The sequence below is a fragment of the Agromyces protaetiae genome, assembly GCF_030866785.1.
Classification (GTDB): Bacteria; Actinomycetota; Actinomycetes; order Actinomycetales; family Microbacteriaceae; genus Agromyces; species Agromyces silvae.
Map to the genome: position 1 here is coordinate 2,229,446 of NZ_CP133018.1, position 18,655 is coordinate 2,248,100.

Here is an 18,655-nt window from a genome sequence, read left to right on the forward strand (position 1 = left end):
CGGACGACGCACTGTGGCGACGAAGCCCCGGACGAAGGCGGAGACGCTCGCATGGTTGCGCACCATCGCGGGCGAGCTGTCCACGCAGACGCTGAAGCGTCTCGAGGACACCCTCCCGTGGTACGGCGACATGCCGCCGTCCCGCCGTTCGGCCGTGGGCCTCGTCGCGCAGGCGGGCATCACGTCGTTCATCTCGTGGTTCGACGACCCGAAGTCGACGCCGTGGATCGCGGCCGACGTCTTCGGCGCCGCGCCGCGTGAGCTGCTCCGCTCGGTGAGCCTGCAGCAGACGCTGCAGCTCATCCGGGTGACGGTCGAGGTCGTCGAGGAGCGTGTCAAAGACGGCGGCGAGCCGCTGCGCGAGGCGATCCTGCTCTACTCGCGCGAGATCGCGTTCGCCGCGGCCGACGTCTACGCGCGTGCCGCCGAGGCGCGTGGCCTCTGGGACGCCCGGCTCGAGGCCCTGGTCGTCGATTCGATCCTCTCCGGCGAGTACGACGAGGAGCTCCCGAGTCGCATCGCGGCCCTCGGCTGGCACGGCCACGGCGAGGTCGCGGTGCTCGTGGGCACCGCACCCAAGCTCTTCGACGTCGACCAGGTGCGGCGGGCGGCGCGGCACATGCACGCCGACGTGCTCGTCGGGGTGCAGGGCAACCGGCTCGTCGTCGTGATCGGGCGCTCCGAACCCCGCGCCCGGGAAGGCGAAGAGACGATCGGCACCTCCGCGGCGATGTCGTTCATGGAGATCGCCACGCAGCTCGAACCATACTTCGGGCCCGGTCACCTCGTGCTCGGACACGAGGTGCCGAACCTCGTGGACGCCTCGAAGAGCGCCCGCGCCGCCCTCGCCGGCTTCGCGGTCGCCCGATCGTGGCGAAACGCCCCGCGGCCGGTGCACGCCGACGATCTGCTGCCCGAGCGTGCGCTCGCGGGCGATCCGCTCGCGAAGGCGACGCTCGTGCATCGCATCTACCGGCCGCTGCAGGCGCATTCGACCGAGTTGCTGACGACGCTCTGGAGCTATCTCGACAACGGTCGCTCGCTCGAGGCGACCGCGCGCGAGCTCTTCGTCCACCCGAACACCGTTCGGTATCGCCTCAAGCGCGTGTCCGAGGTCATCGGCTGGGACGCGACGGGCGCTCGTGAGGCGCTCATCCTGCAGAGCGCGTTGATCGTCGGCTCGATGAGCGATCACGACGGTTCGCCGCGCCGCCGCGGGTCGAACTGACGCCCACCCGCGGGCGTGCAGATCGCCCAGCGATGTACGACGCTCACAAGCATTCTTCGAAGAGCTTGTCGCGTGTGCACACACGAGTCTCGGTCCCGATTGGCAGACTGGACCGGTGATCGTCGTCGTCTGCCCTGGTCAGGGCTCACAGACCCCCGGATTCCTCGCCCCATGGCTCGCGGAGCCCGCCTTCGCCGACCGCCTCGCGGCGCTCTCCGACGCGGCCGGGCTGGACCTCGCCCGTCATGGCACCGAGAGCGACGCGGAGACCATCCGCGACACGGCCGTCGCACAGCCCCTCATCGTGGCTGCCGGGATCCTCACCTTCGCGGCGCTGACGGCCGACGGCCGCGCGGCGCGTCTCGGCGGCATCGCCGGCCACTCGGTGGGTGAGATCACCGCTGCCGCGGGCAGCGGGATCCTGAGCGACGGCGACGCGATGCGGTTCGTCGCGGCGCGCGGGCGGGCGATGGCGGATGCCGCGGCGCAGGCGCCCACCGGCATGAGCGCGGTGATCGGCGCCGACGAGGCCGTCCTGCTCGCGCGGCTCGCCGAGCTCGGGCTCGAGCCGGCGAACGTCAACGGCGGCGGGCAGATCGTCGTCGCCGGCGCGCTCGAGGCTCTCGATGCGCTGAAGGCCGACCCGCCGGCCGGGGCTCGTGTCATCCCGCTGCAGGTGGCCGGCGCGTTCCACACGCGATACATGGCGCCCGCCGTCGACTCGCTGCGCCGCGTCGCCGACGGCCTCGCGCCCGCCGATCCCGTGCTGCCGCTCTGGACCAACCGCGACGGCTCGCGCGTCGACGACGGTGCCCGGTTCGTCGACCTGCTCGTCGGGCAGGTATCCTCGCCTGTGCGTTGGGACCTGTGCATGCAGGCGTTCGCCGACGCGGGCGTCAGCGGCATCATCGAGCTCGCGCCCGCGGGTGCGCTCACCGGGCTCGCGAAGCGAGCACTCAAGGGCGTGCCCAGCGTCGCCGTGAAGACCCCCGACGACCTGGCCGCCGCGTTCGAGCTCATCGACGCGGCCGCGGCCTGACCGGTCACACCCGAGAGAGTCCAGCACGCATGTCGACACCCACCCTTCAGCAGGCACACGGGCCCGCCTTCACGCGCATCTACGCGGTCGGCGCGGCGCGCGGCGAGCACGTGGTCCCGAATGAGGACCTGATCGAGCCGATCAACTCGTCCGACGAGTGGATCCAGCAGCGCACCGGCATCATCACGCGCACCCGATCAGGACCCGACGTCTCGGCCCTCGACCTCGCGACGAGCGCGGCGACCGAGGCCATCGAGCGGTCGGGCGTCGCGCCCGAGCTGATCGACGTCGTGATTATCGCGACGATCTCCAACGTGCAGCAGACGCCCTCGATGGCGGCGGTCGTCGCGGATCGTGTGGGGGCCAACCCTGCCGCCGCGTACGACATGAACGCGGCCTGCGCCGGCTACGCCTATGCGGTCGCCCAGGCCGACGCGCTCATCCGCGCGGGCGCGGCGCGTCATGCCCTCGTGATCGGTGCGGAGAAGCTCTCCGACGTCGTCGACCCGACCGACCGGAGCATCTCGTTCCTCCTCGGCGACGGTGCGGGTGCGGTCGTGATCGGCCCGAGTGACACGCCCGGGATCTCCGCCACGGTGTGGGGGTCCGACGGCTCGAAGGCCGGCGCGGTGGGCATGGACCACACGCTCATCGAGTTCCGCGAAGGCGCCGCCGCGTGGCCCACGCTCCGGCAGGAGGGCCAGACGGTGTTCCGCTGGGCCGTCTGGGACATGGCGAAGGTGGCCAAAGAGGCGCTGGACCGCGCGGGCGTGACCGCCGCCGACATCGCCGCGTTCATCCCGCACCAGGCCAACATGCGCATCATCGACGAGTTCGCGAAGCAGCTCAAGCTGCCCGAGGACGTCGTGATCGCGCGCGACATCGCCACGACCGGCAACACGTCCGCCGCCTCGATCCCGCTCGCGACGCACCGTCTCCTCGATGAGCACCCCGAGCTGTCGGGCGGCCTCGCCCTGCAGATCGGGTTCGGCGCCGGGCTCGTCTTCGGCGCACAGGTCGTCGTCCTCCCCTGATCCCCCTCGCCCATCCATCTAGACTGTGTCTCGGTCATCCGAGACACCCGCAAGGAGAAGAACACATGGCATTGTCCACCGAAGAAGTCCTCGCCGGCCTGGCCGAGCTCATCAACGACGAGACCGGCATCGCGACCGACACGGTCGAGCTGGACAAGTCGTTCACCGATGACCTCGACATCGACTCCATCTCGATGATGACGATCGTCGTCAACGCGGAGGAGAAGTTCGACGTGAAGATCCCCGACGAAGAGGTCAAGAACCTCAAGACCGTCGGCGACGCGGTGAGCTTCATCGTCAAGGCCCAGGCCTAGTAGTACCGGTGCGGGTGGGTCGCGCCATCGCGCGATCCACCCCGCACCGACGTGTCTCGTTCCTCCAACGGAGTCTCTCTTCATGACCAAGAAGATCGTCATCACGGGTATCGGCGCGTCCTCGCCGCTCGGCGGCACCGCCCGTGACAGCTGGAATGCCCTGCTCGCCGGCACGTCCGGCGCACGCTCGCTCGAACACGAGTGGGTCGCCGAGTACGACCTGCCCGTGACGTTCGCCGCCGAGGCGATCGTCCGACCCGAAGAGGTCCTCGAGCGCCCCGTCGCCAAGCGGCTCGACCCGTCGGCGCAGTTCGCGCTCATCTCGGCGAAGGAGGCCTGGGCTGACGCGGGCGCGCCCGAGGTCGAGCCCGAGCGGCTCGGTGTCGACTTCGCGACGGGCATCGGCGGCGTCTGGACCCTGCTCGACGCCTGGGACACGCTGCGCGACCGCGGCCCCCGGCGCGTCATGCCGATGACCGTGCCGATGCTCATGCCGAACGCCGCCGCCGCCGCGGTCTCCATGCACTTCGGGGCGCGCGCGTTCGCGCGAACCGTCGCGTCGGCCTGCGCGTCGAGCACCGAGTCCATCGCGAACGCGTACGAGCACCTGCAGTTGGGGCTCGCCGACGTGATCATCGCGGGCGGCACCGAGTCGGCCATCCACCCGATCACGATCGCGTCGTTCGCGTCGATGCAGGCGCTCTCGCGCCGCAACGACGACCCGGCGACCGCGTCCCGGCCCTACAGCGTCGACCGCGACGGGTTCGTCATGGGCGAGGGGGCGGCAAGCCTCGTGCTCGAGACCGAAGAGCATGCGCTCGCGCGCGGCGCCCGCATCTATGGCGAGCTCGCGGGTTCGGGCGTCACCGCGGACTCGTACCACATCACCGCGAACGACCCCGAGGGCCGCGGCGCGAGCCGCGCCGTGCTCGCCGCGCTCGAGCAGGCCGGTGCGACCCCCGACGACGTCACGCACATCAACGCGCACGCGACGAGCACGCCGGTCGGCGACATCGCCGAGTACGCCGCGCTGCACTCGGTGTTCGGCGACCGGGTGCACGACATCCCCGTCTCTGCGACCAAGGCGTCGACGGGCCACCTGCTCGGCGGCACCGGCGCGCTCGAGGCCGTCTTCTCGCTGCTCGCCGTCGTCGAGCGTCAGGCGCCGCCGACGATCAACCTGACGACGCAGGACCCCGAGATCCCCCTCAAGGTGTCCGGCGAGCCGCAGCCGCTCGGCGACGGCCCGCAGCTGGCGATCTCGAACTCGTTCGGGTTCGGCGGGCACAACGCGGTCGTCGCGATCCGCACGGTCTGAGCGGTCCTCACGGCGAACACGAAACGGCCCCGGCATCGCCGGGGCCGTGTCGTCACGGTGTGCGGGTTTCGCGTATCGCGCGGACCGGGAGTTCGCCTCGACCGGCCTTCGCACCGCGCCAGCCCGACCCCGTGGAATCTCTGGTCACCCCACGTGGTGCAACCAGACGACGGGCGCGAAGTCGCTCGCGTGCCGGAACGGTTCGAGCTCGTCGTCCCAGGCCTGCCCGAGCGCGAGCCGCAGCTCGCGGTGCAGTTCGAGCGCGTCGTGGCCGCCGACCTCCATCGCGTAGCGGATGCGGTCCTCGGGCACGACGACGTTGCCCGCCGAGTCGGTCTGCGCGAAGAACACGCCGAGATCGGGCGTGTGCATCCATCTGGCGCCGTCCGAGCCCAGACCGGGATCCTCGCTCACCTCATACCTGAGCTGCGACCAGCCGCGCAGCGCCGACGCGATGCGGGCGCCGTCGCCGACCTGGCCCTCCCACGTGAACTCGGCCCGCAGCGACCCGCGCAGCACGGGCTGCTCGTTCCAGTCGAAGTTCACCGCCTCGCCCAGCGCACGACCAGCGGCCCACTCGACGTGCGGGCAGATGGCGCGCGGAGATGAGTGCACGTAGAGCACGCCTCGCGCCGCTCGCGTCACTTCGTCCGCCATCTCGTTCTCCGTTCCAGTGAGGTGCGTCTTCCCCTACGACCTCGGAACGCGTCGACAGCGCGTGGATGTTCGATTGTCTCCGACGGCGAGCCGTCACCCGCGATTATGCCCCGGATCGGCCGATCGGACAAGCGCGGGCGCGCGTGGCGACGCGCTCCAGAGCGGGTCGAACACTATGCTCGGTGAGGAATTCCGGCCCGACCGAGACGACGAGGGAGCGCACATGGCCGTCCGCGACGCACTGCTCAGCATCCTGCTGGTCGGCCCCGCCTACGGTTTCCAGCTCCACGGCGAGCTCGCGGCGCGTACCGGCGGCCGCCGGGCGATCAACGTGGGCCAGACGTACGGCACGCTCGACCGGCTCGCCGAGCGCGGCCTCATCGAACCGGCCGGCGAGACCGACGACGGGCTGCCACTGCACCGGCTCACCGAAGCCGGCCGCGTCGCGGCGCTCGCCTGGCTGCACGGCACGGATGCCTCGGTCAGCGACCCGTGGGACGAGACCGTCGAACGCGTGCTGATCGCGAGCTCCCTCCCGGGCGTCTCGCTCACGTCCATCCTCGGAACAGAGCGTGAGCGCTGGGCCGCACGGCGGCACGCCGCGCAGGCCACCGCCGAGGCATCCGCCCGTCTGGAACCCGCCGCGCCCCCCGCAGCCTCGGTCCTGACTCGGCACGCCGGCGCGATCGATGCCGCTCGCGCGGCCGCGCTCATCGACTGGCTCGACGAGATCGCGGCGGCGCGACCCGCACCGTTCGGGTTCTCACCGGAGCGGCCCAGACGCGGGCGACGGCCGGCGGCTCAGCCAGCCACTCAACCGGCCTCGGCGTAACTCCCAACTGCACGCAACTCGAGCGGGAAGTCGACGGGGAAGTCGCCGAACAGCAGCCGGCCCGCCTCGGCAGCGGTCTCGTGCACCGCGCGGGCGACCTCGTCGGCGTGCTCGGCCGGTGCGTGCACGATCACCTCGTCGTGCAGGAAGTAGACGAGATGCGGGACGCGCGCAAAGACCGGGCCGGATGCATCGGCCGGTGCCGCCGCGGGCCGGTCGGCGCCGATCGTCGCGAGCCGGCGGCGCAGGCCGGCCATCCAGATCACGGCCCACTCGGCGGCCGTGCCCTGCACGACGAAGTTCCGCGTGAAGCGTCCCCAGTCCCGCGCGACCGTGCGCGCCCGTCGCTCGTCTGAGGGCGAGGCATCCGGCTGGCTCGCGCGACTCTGCACCGCGCGCCAGTCGGGGCCGGGCAGGGGCGACGAGCGGCCCAGCAGCGTCGTGACCCGGAGGCCCCGTTCGCCGTCGGCGGCGGCGCGGTCGACGAGCGCCATCGCGCGGGGATACGCGCGCGCGAGCCTGGGCACGAGGCGGCCGCTATCGCCCGAGGTCGCGCCGTAGATCGCCCCGAGCACGGCGTACTTGGCCTCGGTCCGGGTGGCGACGACCCCGGCGCCGACGAGGCCCGCGTAGAGGTCTCGTCCCCGGCCCGCCTCGGCCAGCGCGAGGTCATGCGACATGCCGGCGAGCACGCGCGGTTCGAGCTGCGCCGCGTCGGCGACCACCAGGCACCACCCGGGGTCCGCGACGAGCGCCCGCCTGATCTGCTTCGGCAGTTGCAGCGCACCGCCGCCGGCGGTCGCCCACCGCCCGCTCGCGGCGCCGCCAGGCACGTACTCGGGCCGGAACCGCCCGTCGACCACCCACTCCTCGAGCCAGCCCCAGCCGTTCGCGCTCAGCACGCGCGCGAGCTTCTTGTACGAGATGAGCGGCTCGATCGCCGGATGCTCGAGTTCCCTCAGCTCCCATCGACTGGTGGAGTCGACCGCCAGACCGGCCGCGCGCAACGCGCGCAGCAGGTCGGTGTGGGAGTCCGGATTCAGCCGGGGTGCATCGAGTGCGTCGCGCACCTCGGCGGCGAGCTCGAGCATGCGCACCGGCTTGCCGGTGCCGTACGGGCGCGGACCGAGCAGCTCGACGAGCACCCGATCGTGTTCGTCGGCGCGCCACGGCACGCCGGCCGCGGCGAGCTCGCACGCGATGAGCGCACCGGCCGACTCGGCGGCGACGAGCAGCCGGAGCCGACCGGCGCCGTCGCTCGCCTCGACGAGGGCGAGCTGGCGCCGGTACTCGGCGATGAGCGCGTCAGGGGTCTCGCCCGGCGTGCGGTCGTCGCGGGCTTCGTCGAGGCGCGCGCCGTGGTCGGTCGCGCGGTCGTGGTCGTGCGGTGCGCCGTCGCTCGGCGCCCCGACCGGCGGTATGCGGTCGTCGGATGCCTCGCCCCACCCCTCGTCGAAGAGCGTCGCAGCACCGGCCGCCGCGGCGACGCCTGGCCCCGGCGAGGCCGCCGCGGGCGAGGCCCCGTCGGGCGCTTCCGCGGGCCCGCGGCGAAGCCACGCCGGCCGCGGCGGCGCGTCGGCGCGCGCCCGCTCGGTCAGCGTGCTGTGCTCGAGGATCGCCGCGCTCAGCCGGAGGTCGTGGCAGCGCTCGACGCGGACGCCGGCGGCGAGCAACCCCGGGGCCCAGTCGCGGGTGTCGTGCCAGATCCATCTGGGTCGCTGCGCCTCGTACCGGCGTACGACATCCGGAAGACCGGCACGGTCGGTCGTCGCGAGGTGTGCGTCGGCGTCGGGGTCGACGAGCGTCACCGGGCCCCGCCCCTCGCCGGCGATCACAATGCGCACGAATCAATTGTCGACTGCGCCGCCGACATGCGCTGCACCGGACGCGCGACCTCAGGGCCCGGTGTCGCGCGTGTGGTCGCGCCGCGGTCGCCTGGAACGCCGATCGTGCGACACCACCGTCGGGTGTCGCCCGGATCGCTGAATCGCGTCGCGAATGCGGGGCAGATGTGCGACACAGCGTCACGGGTGCGGCGGCGGCGGGGATGTCGGGGATGTCAGGGGTGCCGGTGAGGATGGACGTATGAATCTGGGGAGCCGCGCGTGGCGGCGGTGAGCTTCGTGTGCGGGCACGGCGCAGCGGCCGGTGCGCCGGGCGTCGTCACGCTGCGTCGGGCGTGTCCGGTGTGCATGCTCGTGCACGAGACGCAGCGCAGCCGCGCCGAACTACTGCGCCGGGTCTCCCCCGCCCAACGGTCAGCGCTCGGCGCGGAGACGCGTATCGGCGCCGAGTACGAGTGGCGCTGCTCGCGCGGTCACGACCGGTACCGCGCGACGATCGTCGACCAGCTGACCGGTACCGCGTGCGCGAAGTGCCGGCAGAGCGCGGCGGCCCCGGCCGCCCGCGTCGAGGCCGGGGTGCCCTACATGAACCCCGGCCTCCGCGTCGGCACCTCGATCACGGAGCATCGGCTGAAGACCATGCTCGCCGAGCGCATCCGGCTCAACCACCGCGTGAACGCCATCCACATCGCACGGACCTTCCATGGGCGCCGCGAGGTCTGGCCCGACATCATCGTGCCGCAGCTGCGGCTCACCGTGGAGTACGACGACCCCGGTCGCAGCCGTCGTGCACATCGCGGTCTGAAGGCCGGTACCGACGCCGACAAAGACGATGCGCTCCGCGAGGTCGGGTGGGAGGTGATCCGGGTGCGCGCCGGTGGCCTCGGGCCACTCGGCCCGAACAGCATCGTGTGCCAGAGCCTCTCCGCCGACGTCGTCGACCGCGTCGTGCAGCGCATGCGCGAGCTGCGCGGCGATGCCGCCGTCGATGCGATCACGGCCACCGGTTCCGGCTGAGACCGCGCGCACGAACTCGGCTCCTCGGCTCATGGGCTCGCTCCGCGACGGAGCATCGAGTATATTGCCATTCGGGTGTGGTGACTCGATGACGACGGGCCGACGGTGTTCGGCTCGAGTGGAGGATTCAGATGACGCACACCACTCGTGGGCTGTTCGCCCTCTCCATCGCCGTCCTGGTCTCGGTCGTGCCCGCCGTTCCGGCGACGGCCGGCGACGGCCACGGCGACCGGAGCAGCGACGGCGCGACCTCGATGCTCGACCTCGACACGAGCGCCAGGTACGACTGCCCCGACGGCGGCACGTGCTGGGGCGTGCTCATCGCACAGGATCTGCATACCGAGAGCGAGATCAGCATCACCTGGACGCTTGCCGACGGGGCGGGCGCGCTCGACCTGTTGACCGACACCGACGGCGACCTGACCGAGACCTATCTGAACTTCGTCTGCGGTACGCCGATCACCGGCGTCCGAGCTCTCGGGACGACCCACGACGGACTCTCGATCCAGGCGGGCCCGGTCGACGCTCCGTGCTGAACCACCATGCGCGTCCGCTGCGGCCACGCGAATCCGGCTGAGACGACCTGCATGCGCTGCATGACGCGGGCGGGCGCCGGGATCGGCGCCCGCCCGCGTGCGGTGCTGTGTGGTGCAGTGCTGTGCAGCGTGGCTCAGCCGTGTACGGCCTGCGAGAGCCGGCGGATGAGCGCGGCCGGGTCGGGCGAGCCCCACACGTTCCGGCCGAAGGCGACGCCCGCGGCGCCGGCCGCGGTGACGCCGGCCGCGAGTGCGACGACGTCGTCCTCGGAGTCCGTCTTCGGGCCGCCGAGGGCGACGACGGGCACCGGGCATGCGTCGACCACACGGGCGAACTCCTCGGGCGCCGTCGGAGACACGGTCTTCACGATGTCGGCGCCGAACTCCGCCGCGATGCGCGCACCGAGCGCGACGTTCTCGATGTTCCACTCGACGGCGCGGCCCCAGCCGCCGGGGATGACCTCGGCCATGACGGGGAGCCCGTACTGCTCCGCCTCGCGCACGACCTTCCCGAGCCGGCTCAACGAGAGGTGCTCGTCGTGCTGACCGGTGAACACGAGCAGCACGATGCAGTCGGCGCCGATCCGCACGGCGTCCTCGACCTGGTAGAGCAGCGTCGAGACATCGCCCTCGGGGAACCCGCCGAGCTCGGTCGTGCCGCCGTCGACGCGGAGCACGAGTCCGGTGCGGGCGAACGCGTCGGCGTACTCCCTGGCGATGTGCCAGGTCGCCAGCACGCCGTCGGGCCCGCCCTCGGCGATGTCGAGCATGGTGCGGCCGAGGGGCGGGCTCGGCGAGATGTACGCGGCGTGGTCGACCGCGGCGAACACGCTCTTGCCATCAGGGGCGAAGATACGGCCCATACGGCGGGTCTTTGCGGCGCCGATCGAAGAGAAGACGGTCATTGCAGGTGGTTCCTTTCGTTAGGTTCTGGTCGTGGTCGCGGCGACGACGGCTTGCGTCTCCGCGAAGTCGCCGAGCTCGAGGAATCGGCGGTAGCCGTCCTCGTACTCGGTGAGAGGTTCGGGTTCGATGCGCGTCATCTCGCGCGCGGGCCAAGCGTCGGGTTCGTCGGTCTCCCCCGGGCGCGGCCACCAGCCGGCTGCGGCACCGGCCGAGTAGGCGCTGCCGAGCGCCGCGAGGTCGGGCTCGTCGGGAACCAGCACGGGCAGACCGAGGATCGACGCCTTGATGCTGCACCAGAGCCGGCTGCGCGACGGAGACCCGGTGCAGATCAGCACCTCGGGCGAGATGCCCTGCGTGCGGATGCCGTCGAGGATGTGGCGCAGCCCGTAGGCGGTGCCCTCCAGCACCGCCCGCGTGAGCTGCGCCGGGCCCGTGCCGCTCGCGAGCCCCGAGAGCCCGCCGCGCACGTCGCGATTCCAGCGCGGAGCGCGTTCGCCCTCGAGGTACGGGGCGAAGACGACGCCGCCGGCACCCGCCGGCACGCCCTCGGCCACGCCGAGCAGCCACTCCACCGGGCGCGCGGTCAGGTCGCGAAGCCATTCGATCGAGAGCCCGTGCGCGTTCACCGGGCCGCCGACGATCGCGATGTCGCGGTTCGGCGACGCGATCCGGAACGCGTCGGCGTCGAGCTGCAGGGCGGGTGCGGTCGCCACCAGTCCGCCGGTACGTCCGCCGGGGTCCATCGCGAGTCCGACGCGGGTCAGCCCGCCCGCCCAGAACGCGAGGAACGCATCCTGACCGCCGGCGGCGATCAGCACACCCGTCGGCAGCCCGTGCGCGCCGTTCGACGTGCCGATGACCGACCCGGTCCGGTGCAGGTCACCGAACCCGGGGATCGGGTCGTCGTCGATCCATCGCGACTGCACGTCACGCGCACCGAACTGCCGTGCGACCCAGTCGTATCCCTGCGAGCACGCGAGGCCGCCCTCGCCCGCCAGCACCTCGGCCTGCGCCAGATGCTGGTCGCGCGGCGGCAGCGTGGCACCGGCCGGATGCCTCACGGTGACCGCGTGCGGCACAGCGTCCGCGACGACCGACGGGCTCTGCCCGCCGATGCTCACCGCGCGCGGACGTGCGGCCTCCGGATGCTCCGTGCCGACCTCACGGACGACGTGCGCGACCGCATGCAGCCACGCCGAGGCATCCGCCCGCCCCTCGGGCCAGCGTTCCGCACCCGGATAACGCGCCGTCGCGCTCGCGAGGACGCGACCGGTCTCGTCGATCGCGATCGCCCGCGCCGAGCTCGATCCGAGGTCGACGCCGATGACGGCGGCCACCGTCAGCTCCCGACGAGCACGCGCATCACCGGATTGTGCGCGGCGAAGTCGAGCGCCTCGGCGGCCTGCTCGAGCGGATAGTCGGCGGTGATCAGCGCCTGCAGCTGCTCGGTCACGACGCCGGCGCCGATGAGCGAGCTCGCACGCTTCCAGTCCTCGGGCTCCTGGCTGTAGACACCGATGATGGAGAGACCGTGGTGATGGATCTCGTCGGGCGAGACCTCGGAGCGCAAGTCCTTCGGGAAGGCGCCGAAGAGCACGACCGACCCCGCGATCGCGGCCAGCCGCACCGCCTGCTCGAGCGCGCCGGGCACACCGGCCGTGACGAACACGATGTCCTGGTCGTGCTCTCGCGCCGCGAGCTCGTCAGGGGTCGCCACCCAGTCGGCGCCCGCCTCGAGCGCCTCCTGGAGGCGCTCACGGTCGACGTCGATCACGCCGATGCTCGAGGCGCCCGCGAGCTTGGCGAGCGCCAGGTGCAGTCGGCCCATGAAGCCCGCGCCGGTGATCGCGACCCGGTCGCCGGGCTGCAGACCCGACAACCGCACCGAGTTGGCGACACAGGCCAGCGGCTCGGTCATCGCGGCGATCTGCGCCGGTGCGTCGCCCGTCGGCCACACGCTGGCCGCATCGGCCACGAGGTGCGTCGCGAGCCCGCCGCCCATCGCGATGGTGCCGTCGGTGAGGGCCGCCTCCTGGGGCGCGAGGTCGAGCGCCGTCCGGTTGCGGCGCGACGTGCGCGACGCCCGGTTGCGGGACAGCATGTCGATCGCGACGCGCGCACCGATCGGCGGCACACCCGGCAGATCGGCGACCTTGGCGCCGTGCGCCACGACGATCCCGGCCGCCTCGTGACCGGCCGCGACCGGGTAGATCTTGCGCTCGCCGCGGAAGAGCCGGCGTTCCATGGTGCAGAGGCCGCACTTCTCGAGGGCGACGAGCACCTGCTGGGGTCCGAGGTCGGGCAGTGCGACCTCGCGCATCTCGACGACGCCGGGCTCGGTCATCACCGCGGCGGTGAGGTGGGTGGGAACGGCTGAGCCTGGGTGATCGGCGTGAGGAGTGGTCATGGGATCGACGCTAATGACGCCGTGACCGCCGATCCCGGGGTCGCGGGCATGAACCCCGGAGCGCCGCGACTGTGCCCGCTGCACAGTGACACCGGGAATCCCCGTTTCGAGGATGGAGTCATGGCCGCACGGGCGGCTCATCCGCGAGAACAGGAAGCGAACCCCCAGTGGCATCAGAGGCAGACGGCACGACCGACCAGCAGCATCAGACCGCGCCCGCGGCGCCGCCCGCGGGACGGGGTTCGATCGACCCGGCGTGGCTGCCGGCCGACGGCCTGATTCCCGCGCTCATCGATGGGCGCGAGGTCTTCGGGGACGCCCGACGGGCGTGCACCGACCCGTACACGGGCGAGGTGTTCGCGCACGCCGCCGAGTCCGGCCCGGAGGACGTCGACCGCGCGATCGCCGCCGCGCGCCGGACGTTCGACGACGCGTCCTGGCGTGGACTCCACGCGACCGCGCGAGCCGACGTGCTCGACCGAATGGCGGAGATCATCACCGCGGAGTCGGCACGGCTCGCCGCGCTCGAGACGATGGACACCGGCAAGGGCTACTTCTCAGCGCTGCACAACGACGCATACGAGGCCGCCCAGGCGCTCCGGTACGCAGCCTCGGCACTGCGCACGCACACGAGCGACGTCCACCGCGGCAACTACCCGCCCGGGTTGATCCCAGGCGGCCCCGAACTCGTGGTCGTCCGCCTCGACGATCCCGTCGGCGTCGTCGCCGAGCTGCTGCCGTGGAACGGCCCGCTGATGACGGGCAGCCAGCGCATCGCCATGGCGCTGGCCGCCGGCTGCTCGATCGTGGTCAAGCCGCCGGTCGACGCCGTCGTCTCCGCCGTCGAGATCGGCCGCATCGCGCTCCGCGCCGGGGTGCCGGCCGGCGTGCTCAACGTCGTGCTCGGCCGCGGCGCGACCGTGGGCGAGGCGCTCGTCACCGATCCCCGCATCGACCTGATCAGCCTGACCGGCGGCGTCGAGACCGGCAAGCGGGTCATGGCCGCCGCAGCCGCGAACCTCACGCCCGTGCACCTCGAGCTCGGCGGCAAGTCCCCCGCCGTGGTCTTCGCCGACGCGGATCTGGACGCCGCCGCGCAGTGGATCACGATCGGCGCGTTCTCCAACCAGGGCGAGGTCTGCGTCGCGGGCACACGGGTGCTCATCCAGGACACCGTCTACGACGAGGTCGTCGACCGCATCGGACAGGCGACCGCGGCGCTTCCGCTCGGCGACCCGTTCGACCCCGACGTCTTCATCGGCCCGCTCATCCATGCGGAACACGCCGCGTCGGTGCGCGGCTACATCGACCGCGCCGTCGCCCGCGGCGACGCGGGCGTCGCCGCGCAGGGATCGCTCACGGCCGGGCTGCCCGACACCTTCGTGCCCGCCACACTGCTCCGCGACGTGAAGCCCGGCAGCGAGGTCGAGCAGTCGGAGATCTTCGGCCCGGTGCTCGGCGCCTCGTCGTTCGCGACCGAGCAGGAGGCGTTCCTGCGGGCCAACGGCACGAGCTTCGGCCTGGCGGGGGCGGTCTTCACCGGGGACGCGTCTCGCGCCTGGCGCGCCGCGACGGCCCTCGACTGCGGCGAGGTCTACGTGAACACGTACTACGTGGGCGCGATCAACGGCGGGCGCGGCGAGCCGCGGCGTCAGAGCGGGTTCTCGCGCACCGGGTTCGAGGCGTACACCCGCAAGAAGTCCATCACGTTCAACTTCGGCTGAGCGCGAGGTGCTGATCGCATCGGACGGCCCGCGCGAGGCGGGAGACCCGGGGGTTCCCCGTCGCTCGCCCCGCGCGTGGATCGTGCTGCTCGCCTGCACCGCGCAGTTCCTGGTCGTCCTCGACGTGTCGCTCGTCACCGTCGCGGTGCCGTCTATCGCACGGTCGCTCGGGCTGGACGAGCTGTCGATGTCGTGGGTCGTGAGCGCCTACACCGTCGCGTTCGCCGCGGTGCTGCTCACGGGCGGACGCCTGTGCGACGTGCTCGGCGCGAAACGCACCTTCGTGCTCGCCGGGGCGCTCTTCGCCGCGACGGCGGTCGTGGGCGCGCTGAGCGTGAGCGGGGAGATGCTCATCGTGGCGCGTGCCGCGCAGGGCGTCGCCGCGGCCCTGCTCGCACCCACCTCGCTCACGCTGCTGCAGAACGTGCCCGACCCGCGCGCCCGCCTCCGCGCCGTGGCCGCGTGGAGCGCCACCTCGAGCGTGGGTGGCGCGCTGGGCGCCACCCTCGGCGGGGTGCTGCTGCTCGCGTGGCCGTGGCCGGCCGTGCTGGGCTTCGAGGCCGCTGCGGCGCTCGTCGCCACGGTCGCCGCGGTGTTCGCACTGCCCGCCGTGGCGCGCGGCACGGGGCGCGCCTTCGACGGGATCGGCGCCATCGCGCTCGCGGTGACGATCGCCGCCGCCATCGTCGCGCTCGTGGAGACCGGGACGTCCGGCCCGGCAGCGGCCACGAGTTGGATCGCGCTCGGGGCGGCGGTGCTCGGCGCGATCGTGGTGATCGTGCGCCGACGGCGCGCCCCCGACGCGAGCCTGCTCCCGCCCGCGCTGCTGCGTCAGCCGAGGATCACGGCGGCGAACCTGCTGATCCTGCTGGTCGCGATGGCGTGCTTCCCGCTCTGGTACCTGCTCACGCTGACCCTGCAGGCGGGACATCAGCTCACGCCGTTCGTGTCCGGCCTGCTGTTCCTGGTGCCCTCGGCCGCGGTCGTGCTGGGCTCGCTCGCCGTGCCCGTGCTCGGCCGCCGGCTCGCGCTGCGAACGATCCTGCTGGTCGGCACCGCGATCGCGACCTGCGGCCTCGCCGGGCTCGCGCTCGGCGCGACCGGGGGCGAGCTGTGGCTCGGGACCGTGCTGCCCGCGACCGCCGTCGCGCTCGGCATGGGCCTGCTGTTCACCACGCTGACCTCGACGGCGACGCAGGACCCGCCCGCCGGTACGGCCGGCCTCGCAGCCGGACTCGTGAACACCTCGCGGCAGGTCGGCAGCGCGATCGGCCTCGCGGTCGTCACCATCGCCTACGCCAACACCGCGTCGATCGTAATCGCGTTCGCGGCGGCGGCCGCGGCCGGTGCGGTCGCCGTCGTCGTCACGGTGCTGGTGCGCCGTGCGATCGCGCGGGTCGTCTCCGAGGGCGAATGAACGGGAGAATGCGATGGTGACCAGTCTCGATCCGGCCTCGCTCGAGCGAGAGCTCACCACCCTCGCCCTCGAAGGCGCCGACTGGGCAGGCCTGCTCGCCCGGTTCTCCGACCGGACGGGCCTGCCGGTGAGCCTCATCGGCGTGCACGGCGAGCCGCTCGTGATGCCGACCGGCGACGGTGCGCCCCGTGCGCTCTCCGCCGGAGACATCGCGAGCGCGTTCGCGCAGAGCCTCGCCGCGATCGAGCTGTCGACCGACTCCGGGCCGGCGACCGGCATGCCGGTGCTGTCGGGCACGCGCCGCGTGGGCCTGCTCGCGACCCCGGGTGCAGTGGAGCCGCGGCGCGTCGCCCTGCTCGAATCCGCACGCACCGCGATCGCGATCGAAGGCGTGCGCCGCGACACGCTGCGCCAGGCGCGGAGTGAGAACGCCAGCCAGATCGTCGATGAGCTGCGCTACGGCTCGCTCAGGAACCCGGGGCGCGTCGCACGCGCGGCCCTCAAGTTCGGCATCACCCTCGACCGGCCGCACCGCGGCGTCGTGTTCCACTACCGCGGGCCGCAGCGGCACGCGTGGGCGACCGCGGTCGCCTGGCTCCCGACCCCGACCAGGATGAGCGGCGATCTCGCGTGGACGGTCGCCGACGAGGCGACGGTCGGCGAACTCGTCCGGGTGCAGACCCGGATGCAGGGCATCGTCGGGGACGAGCCGTTGCGCATGAGCGTCGGCGCGTCGGTGCGCGGCGGCGAGCACACGGCCGCGTCCTTCCGTTCGGCCGAGTCCGGGCTCGGGCTGCTGCTGAACCGGGGCGACACGACGCTGTCGTATGACGACCTCGGCGCCGAACAGCTCCTCATGGAGCTCTCGGTCGAGCAACTGCACGCCTTCGCGGCGCGCCAGATCGGGCCCCTGCTCGGGCGGGACGACCTCATGACGACGCTGCGCATGTGGTTCGAGCTCGACGGCAGCCGCGGCGCGATCGCCGAGCGTCTCTTCCTGCACCGGAACTCGGTCGGCTACCGGCTCGGGCTGATCAAGCAGCTGCTCGGCGCCGACAGCTTCGAACCGACCAGATCACCGCACCTGCTCGCAGGCTTGCAGGCGCACCAGGTGGCGCTGGCCATGGAGACGTTCGCGGCGCTGCCGACCGACGATCACTCGATGACCACGCCCAGCCCGTCGACGTAGGCCTGCACGTTCCGGCGCAGCTCCTCGACCGAGTCGCCGCCGAACTTCTCGAGCACGGCGCGGGCGACGGTCAGTGCCGTGACGTACTCGGCCACGACCGCGGTCGGCACGATCGCGCAGACGTCACTGCGCTGATGGATCGCGCTCGCGGGCTCTTTGGTCGCCACGTCGACCGTCGACAGGGCACGCGGCACCGACGAGATGGGCTTGAGCGCGGCGCGCAACCGAACGGCCTCGCCCGTGCTCATTCCACCTTCGATGCCGCCCGCGCGTGCCGAGAGCCGGCGGATCACGAGCTTGCCGTCGCGCTCCCCCGCCTTCTCGATCTCGTCGTGCGCGCGCGAACCCGGCCGCGTCGCGGTGGTGAAACCGTCGCCGATCTCCACGCCCTTGATCGCCTGGATGCCGAGCATGGCCTCGCCGAGCGCGGCGTCGAGCCGGCGGTCGCCGTGCACGTAGCTCCCGATGCCGGGCGGCAGCCCGTAGACCAGCACCTCGACGACGCCGCCGAGGGTGTCGCCTGCGGCGCGGTACTCGTCGATCTCCTGCTGCATGCGCGCGCTGGTCTCCGGGTCGATGCAGCGCATCGGTTCGGCGTCGAGCCGCGAGGCATCCTCCGGCCGCGCGTAGTGTCCCTCGGGCAGCGCGACCGAGCCGCAGCCGACCACGTGGCCGACGACGTCGACGCCGAGCGCCTGCTTCAAGAGCTCCTTCGCGAACGCGCCGAGCGCGACCCGGGTCGCGGTCTCGCGCGCGCTCGCGCGCTCGAGCACCGGCCTGATGTCGTCGAACCCGTACTTGAGCATGCCCGCGAGGTCCGCGTGCCCCGGACGAGGACGGGTCAGGGCCTGACCGCGACCCCGCGCCATGCGATCGGGCTCGTCGTAGCGGCGGCCCTCGTCGTCGACGGCCGACACGGCCATGACCTCGGTCCACTTCGGCCACTCGGAGTTGCCGATCACCAGCGAGACGGGCGAACCGAGGGTCCGGCCGTGACGCACACCGCCGAGGATCTCGAGCGCGTCCTGCTCGAACTTCATGCGCGCTCCGCGCCCATAGCCCCAGCGCCGCCGTTCGAGGGCGTGGGCCACCGTCTCGGGTTCGATCTCGACGCCGGCCGGCAGGCCGTCGATCACGCCCACGAGGGCCTTGCCGTGCGACTCACCAGAGGTGATCCAGCGGAGCATGGTTCT

Annotated in this window: 17 protein-coding genes; 11 read left to right on the forward strand and 6 right to left on the reverse strand. The window is 72.5% G+C overall.

The window, feature by feature from the left end:
- Positions 1 to 13 precede the first annotated feature (13 nt).
- The 5 genes from QU602_RS10345 to QU602_RS10365 all read left to right on the forward strand — a co-directional run bounded on the left by QU602_RS10345 (position 14) and on the right by QU602_RS10365 (position 4,933).
- Positions 14 to 1,228: a PucR family transcriptional regulator gene (locus tag QU602_RS10345; protein WP_308796364.1), complete on the forward strand. Its 1,215-nt coding sequence runs from the start codon at positions 14 to 16 to the stop codon at positions 1,226 to 1,228.
- Between the two features lie 115 nt (positions 1,229 to 1,343).
- Entirely contained in the window at positions 1,344 to 2,267 is a 924-nt protein-coding gene (locus QU602_RS10350; protein ID WP_308796365.1) for an ACP S-malonyltransferase, read from the forward strand.
- Positions 2,268 to 2,296: 29 nt separating this feature from the next.
- On the forward strand, positions 2,297 to 3,301 hold the full coding sequence (locus QU602_RS10355) for a beta-ketoacyl-ACP synthase III (RefSeq protein ID WP_308796366.1): 1,005 nt from the start codon (positions 2,297 to 2,299) through the stop codon (positions 3,299 to 3,301).
- A gap of 65 nt (positions 3,302 to 3,366) precedes the next feature.
- The gene (locus tag QU602_RS10360) at positions 3,367 to 3,615 is read left to right on the forward strand and encodes an acyl carrier protein (protein WP_026378239.1); all 249 of its coding nucleotides are present in this window, start codon (positions 3,367 to 3,369) and stop codon (positions 3,613 to 3,615) included.
- A gap of 82 nt (positions 3,616 to 3,697) precedes the next feature.
- Complete coding sequence (locus QU602_RS10365) at positions 3,698 to 4,933, forward strand: beta-ketoacyl-[acyl-carrier-protein] synthase family protein (protein WP_308796367.1); 1,236 nt, start codon at positions 3,698 to 3,700, stop codon at positions 4,931 to 4,933.
- 144 nt (positions 4,934 to 5,077) lie between these two features.
- Here the strand turns inward: QU602_RS10365 and QU602_RS10370 are convergent, their stop codons facing one another.
- Positions 5,078 to 5,590 (reverse strand): DUF3145 domain-containing protein, encoded by a 513-nt coding sequence (locus QU602_RS10370; RefSeq protein ID WP_308796368.1) that lies wholly within the window; start codon positions 5,588 to 5,590, stop codon positions 5,078 to 5,080.
- Between the two features lie 223 nt (positions 5,591 to 5,813).
- Between QU602_RS10370 and QU602_RS10375 the strand changes: the two genes are divergently transcribed.
- Positions 5,814 to 6,422 carry a PadR family transcriptional regulator gene (locus tag QU602_RS10375; RefSeq protein WP_308796369.1) on the forward strand — a complete coding sequence of 203 codons (609 nt, stop codon included), beginning with the start codon at positions 5,814 to 5,816 and terminating at the stop codon, positions 6,420 to 6,422.
- Here QU602_RS10375 and QU602_RS10380 read toward each other — a convergent pair.
- Positions 6,404 to 8,266, reverse strand: a complete 1,863-nt coding sequence (locus QU602_RS10380; protein WP_308796370.1) for a bifunctional 3'-5' exonuclease/DNA polymerase — start codon at positions 8,264 to 8,266, stop codon at positions 6,404 to 6,406. The two genes, QU602_RS10375 and QU602_RS10380, sit on opposite strands and share 19 nt — an antisense overlap.
- Positions 8,267 to 8,527: 261 nt before the next feature.
- On the opposite strand from QU602_RS10380, the gene QU602_RS10385 reads away from it, so the two are divergent.
- Together QU602_RS10385 and QU602_RS10390 are read left to right on the forward strand one after the other, a co-directional pair.
- A complete protein-coding gene (locus QU602_RS10385) occupies positions 8,528 to 9,283 on the forward strand; it encodes a hypothetical protein (protein WP_308796372.1) in 756 nt (251 codons plus the stop codon).
- A 131-nt stretch (positions 9,284 to 9,414) separates the two neighbouring features.
- Positions 9,415 to 9,819: a hypothetical protein gene (locus QU602_RS10390; protein WP_308796373.1), complete on the forward strand. Its 405-nt coding sequence runs from the start codon at positions 9,415 to 9,417 to the stop codon at positions 9,817 to 9,819.
- A 134-nt stretch (positions 9,820 to 9,953) separates the two neighbouring features.
- On the opposite strand, the gene QU602_RS10395 is transcribed toward QU602_RS10390, so the two are convergent.
- The 3 genes from QU602_RS10395 to QU602_RS10405 are packed head-to-tail and all read right to left on the reverse strand — an operon-like array spanning position 9,954 to position 13,132.
- The gene (locus QU602_RS10395; RefSeq protein ID WP_308796374.1) at positions 9,954 to 10,724 is read right to left on the reverse strand and encodes a class I fructose-bisphosphate aldolase; all 771 of its coding nucleotides are present in this window, start codon (positions 10,722 to 10,724) and stop codon (positions 9,954 to 9,956) included.
- Positions 10,725 to 10,742: 18 nt separating this feature from the next.
- Complete coding sequence (locus tag QU602_RS10400) at positions 10,743 to 12,062, reverse strand: FGGY-family carbohydrate kinase (protein ID WP_308796375.1); 1,320 nt, start codon at positions 12,060 to 12,062, stop codon at positions 10,743 to 10,745.
- Between the two features lie 2 nt (positions 12,063 to 12,064).
- Positions 12,065 to 13,132: a zinc-dependent alcohol dehydrogenase gene (locus QU602_RS10405; RefSeq protein WP_308796376.1), complete on the reverse strand. Its 1,068-nt coding sequence runs from the start codon at positions 13,130 to 13,132 to the stop codon at positions 12,065 to 12,067.
- A gap of 167 nt (positions 13,133 to 13,299) precedes the next feature.
- Here QU602_RS10405 and QU602_RS10410 point away from each other — a divergent pair, with 167 nt between their 5' ends.
- Genes QU602_RS10410 through QU602_RS10420 form a run of 3 tightly spaced genes read left to right on the forward strand, consistent with a single transcriptional unit; the run spans position 13,300 to position 17,462 of the window.
- Positions 13,300 to 14,856 (forward strand): aldehyde dehydrogenase family protein, encoded by a 1,557-nt coding sequence (locus QU602_RS10410; RefSeq protein ID WP_308796377.1) that lies wholly within the window; start codon positions 13,300 to 13,302, stop codon positions 14,854 to 14,856.
- A gap of 7 nt (positions 14,857 to 14,863) precedes the next feature.
- Complete coding sequence (locus QU602_RS10415) at positions 14,864 to 16,273, forward strand: MFS transporter (protein WP_308796378.1); 1,410 nt, start codon at positions 14,864 to 14,866, stop codon at positions 16,271 to 16,273.
- Between the two features lie 16 nt (positions 16,274 to 16,289).
- Positions 16,290 to 17,462: a PucR family transcriptional regulator gene (locus QU602_RS10420; protein WP_308796379.1), complete on the forward strand. Its 1,173-nt coding sequence runs from the start codon at positions 16,290 to 16,292 to the stop codon at positions 17,460 to 17,462.
- Here QU602_RS10420 and aroC read toward each other — a convergent pair.
- Positions 17,429 to 18,649 carry a chorismate synthase gene (aroC, locus tag QU602_RS10425; RefSeq protein WP_308796380.1) on the reverse strand — a complete coding sequence of 407 codons (1,221 nt, stop codon included), beginning with the start codon at positions 18,647 to 18,649 and terminating at the stop codon, positions 17,429 to 17,431. The genes QU602_RS10420 and aroC overlap by 34 nt on opposite strands.
- Positions 18,650 to 18,655: the final 6 nt, after the last annotated feature.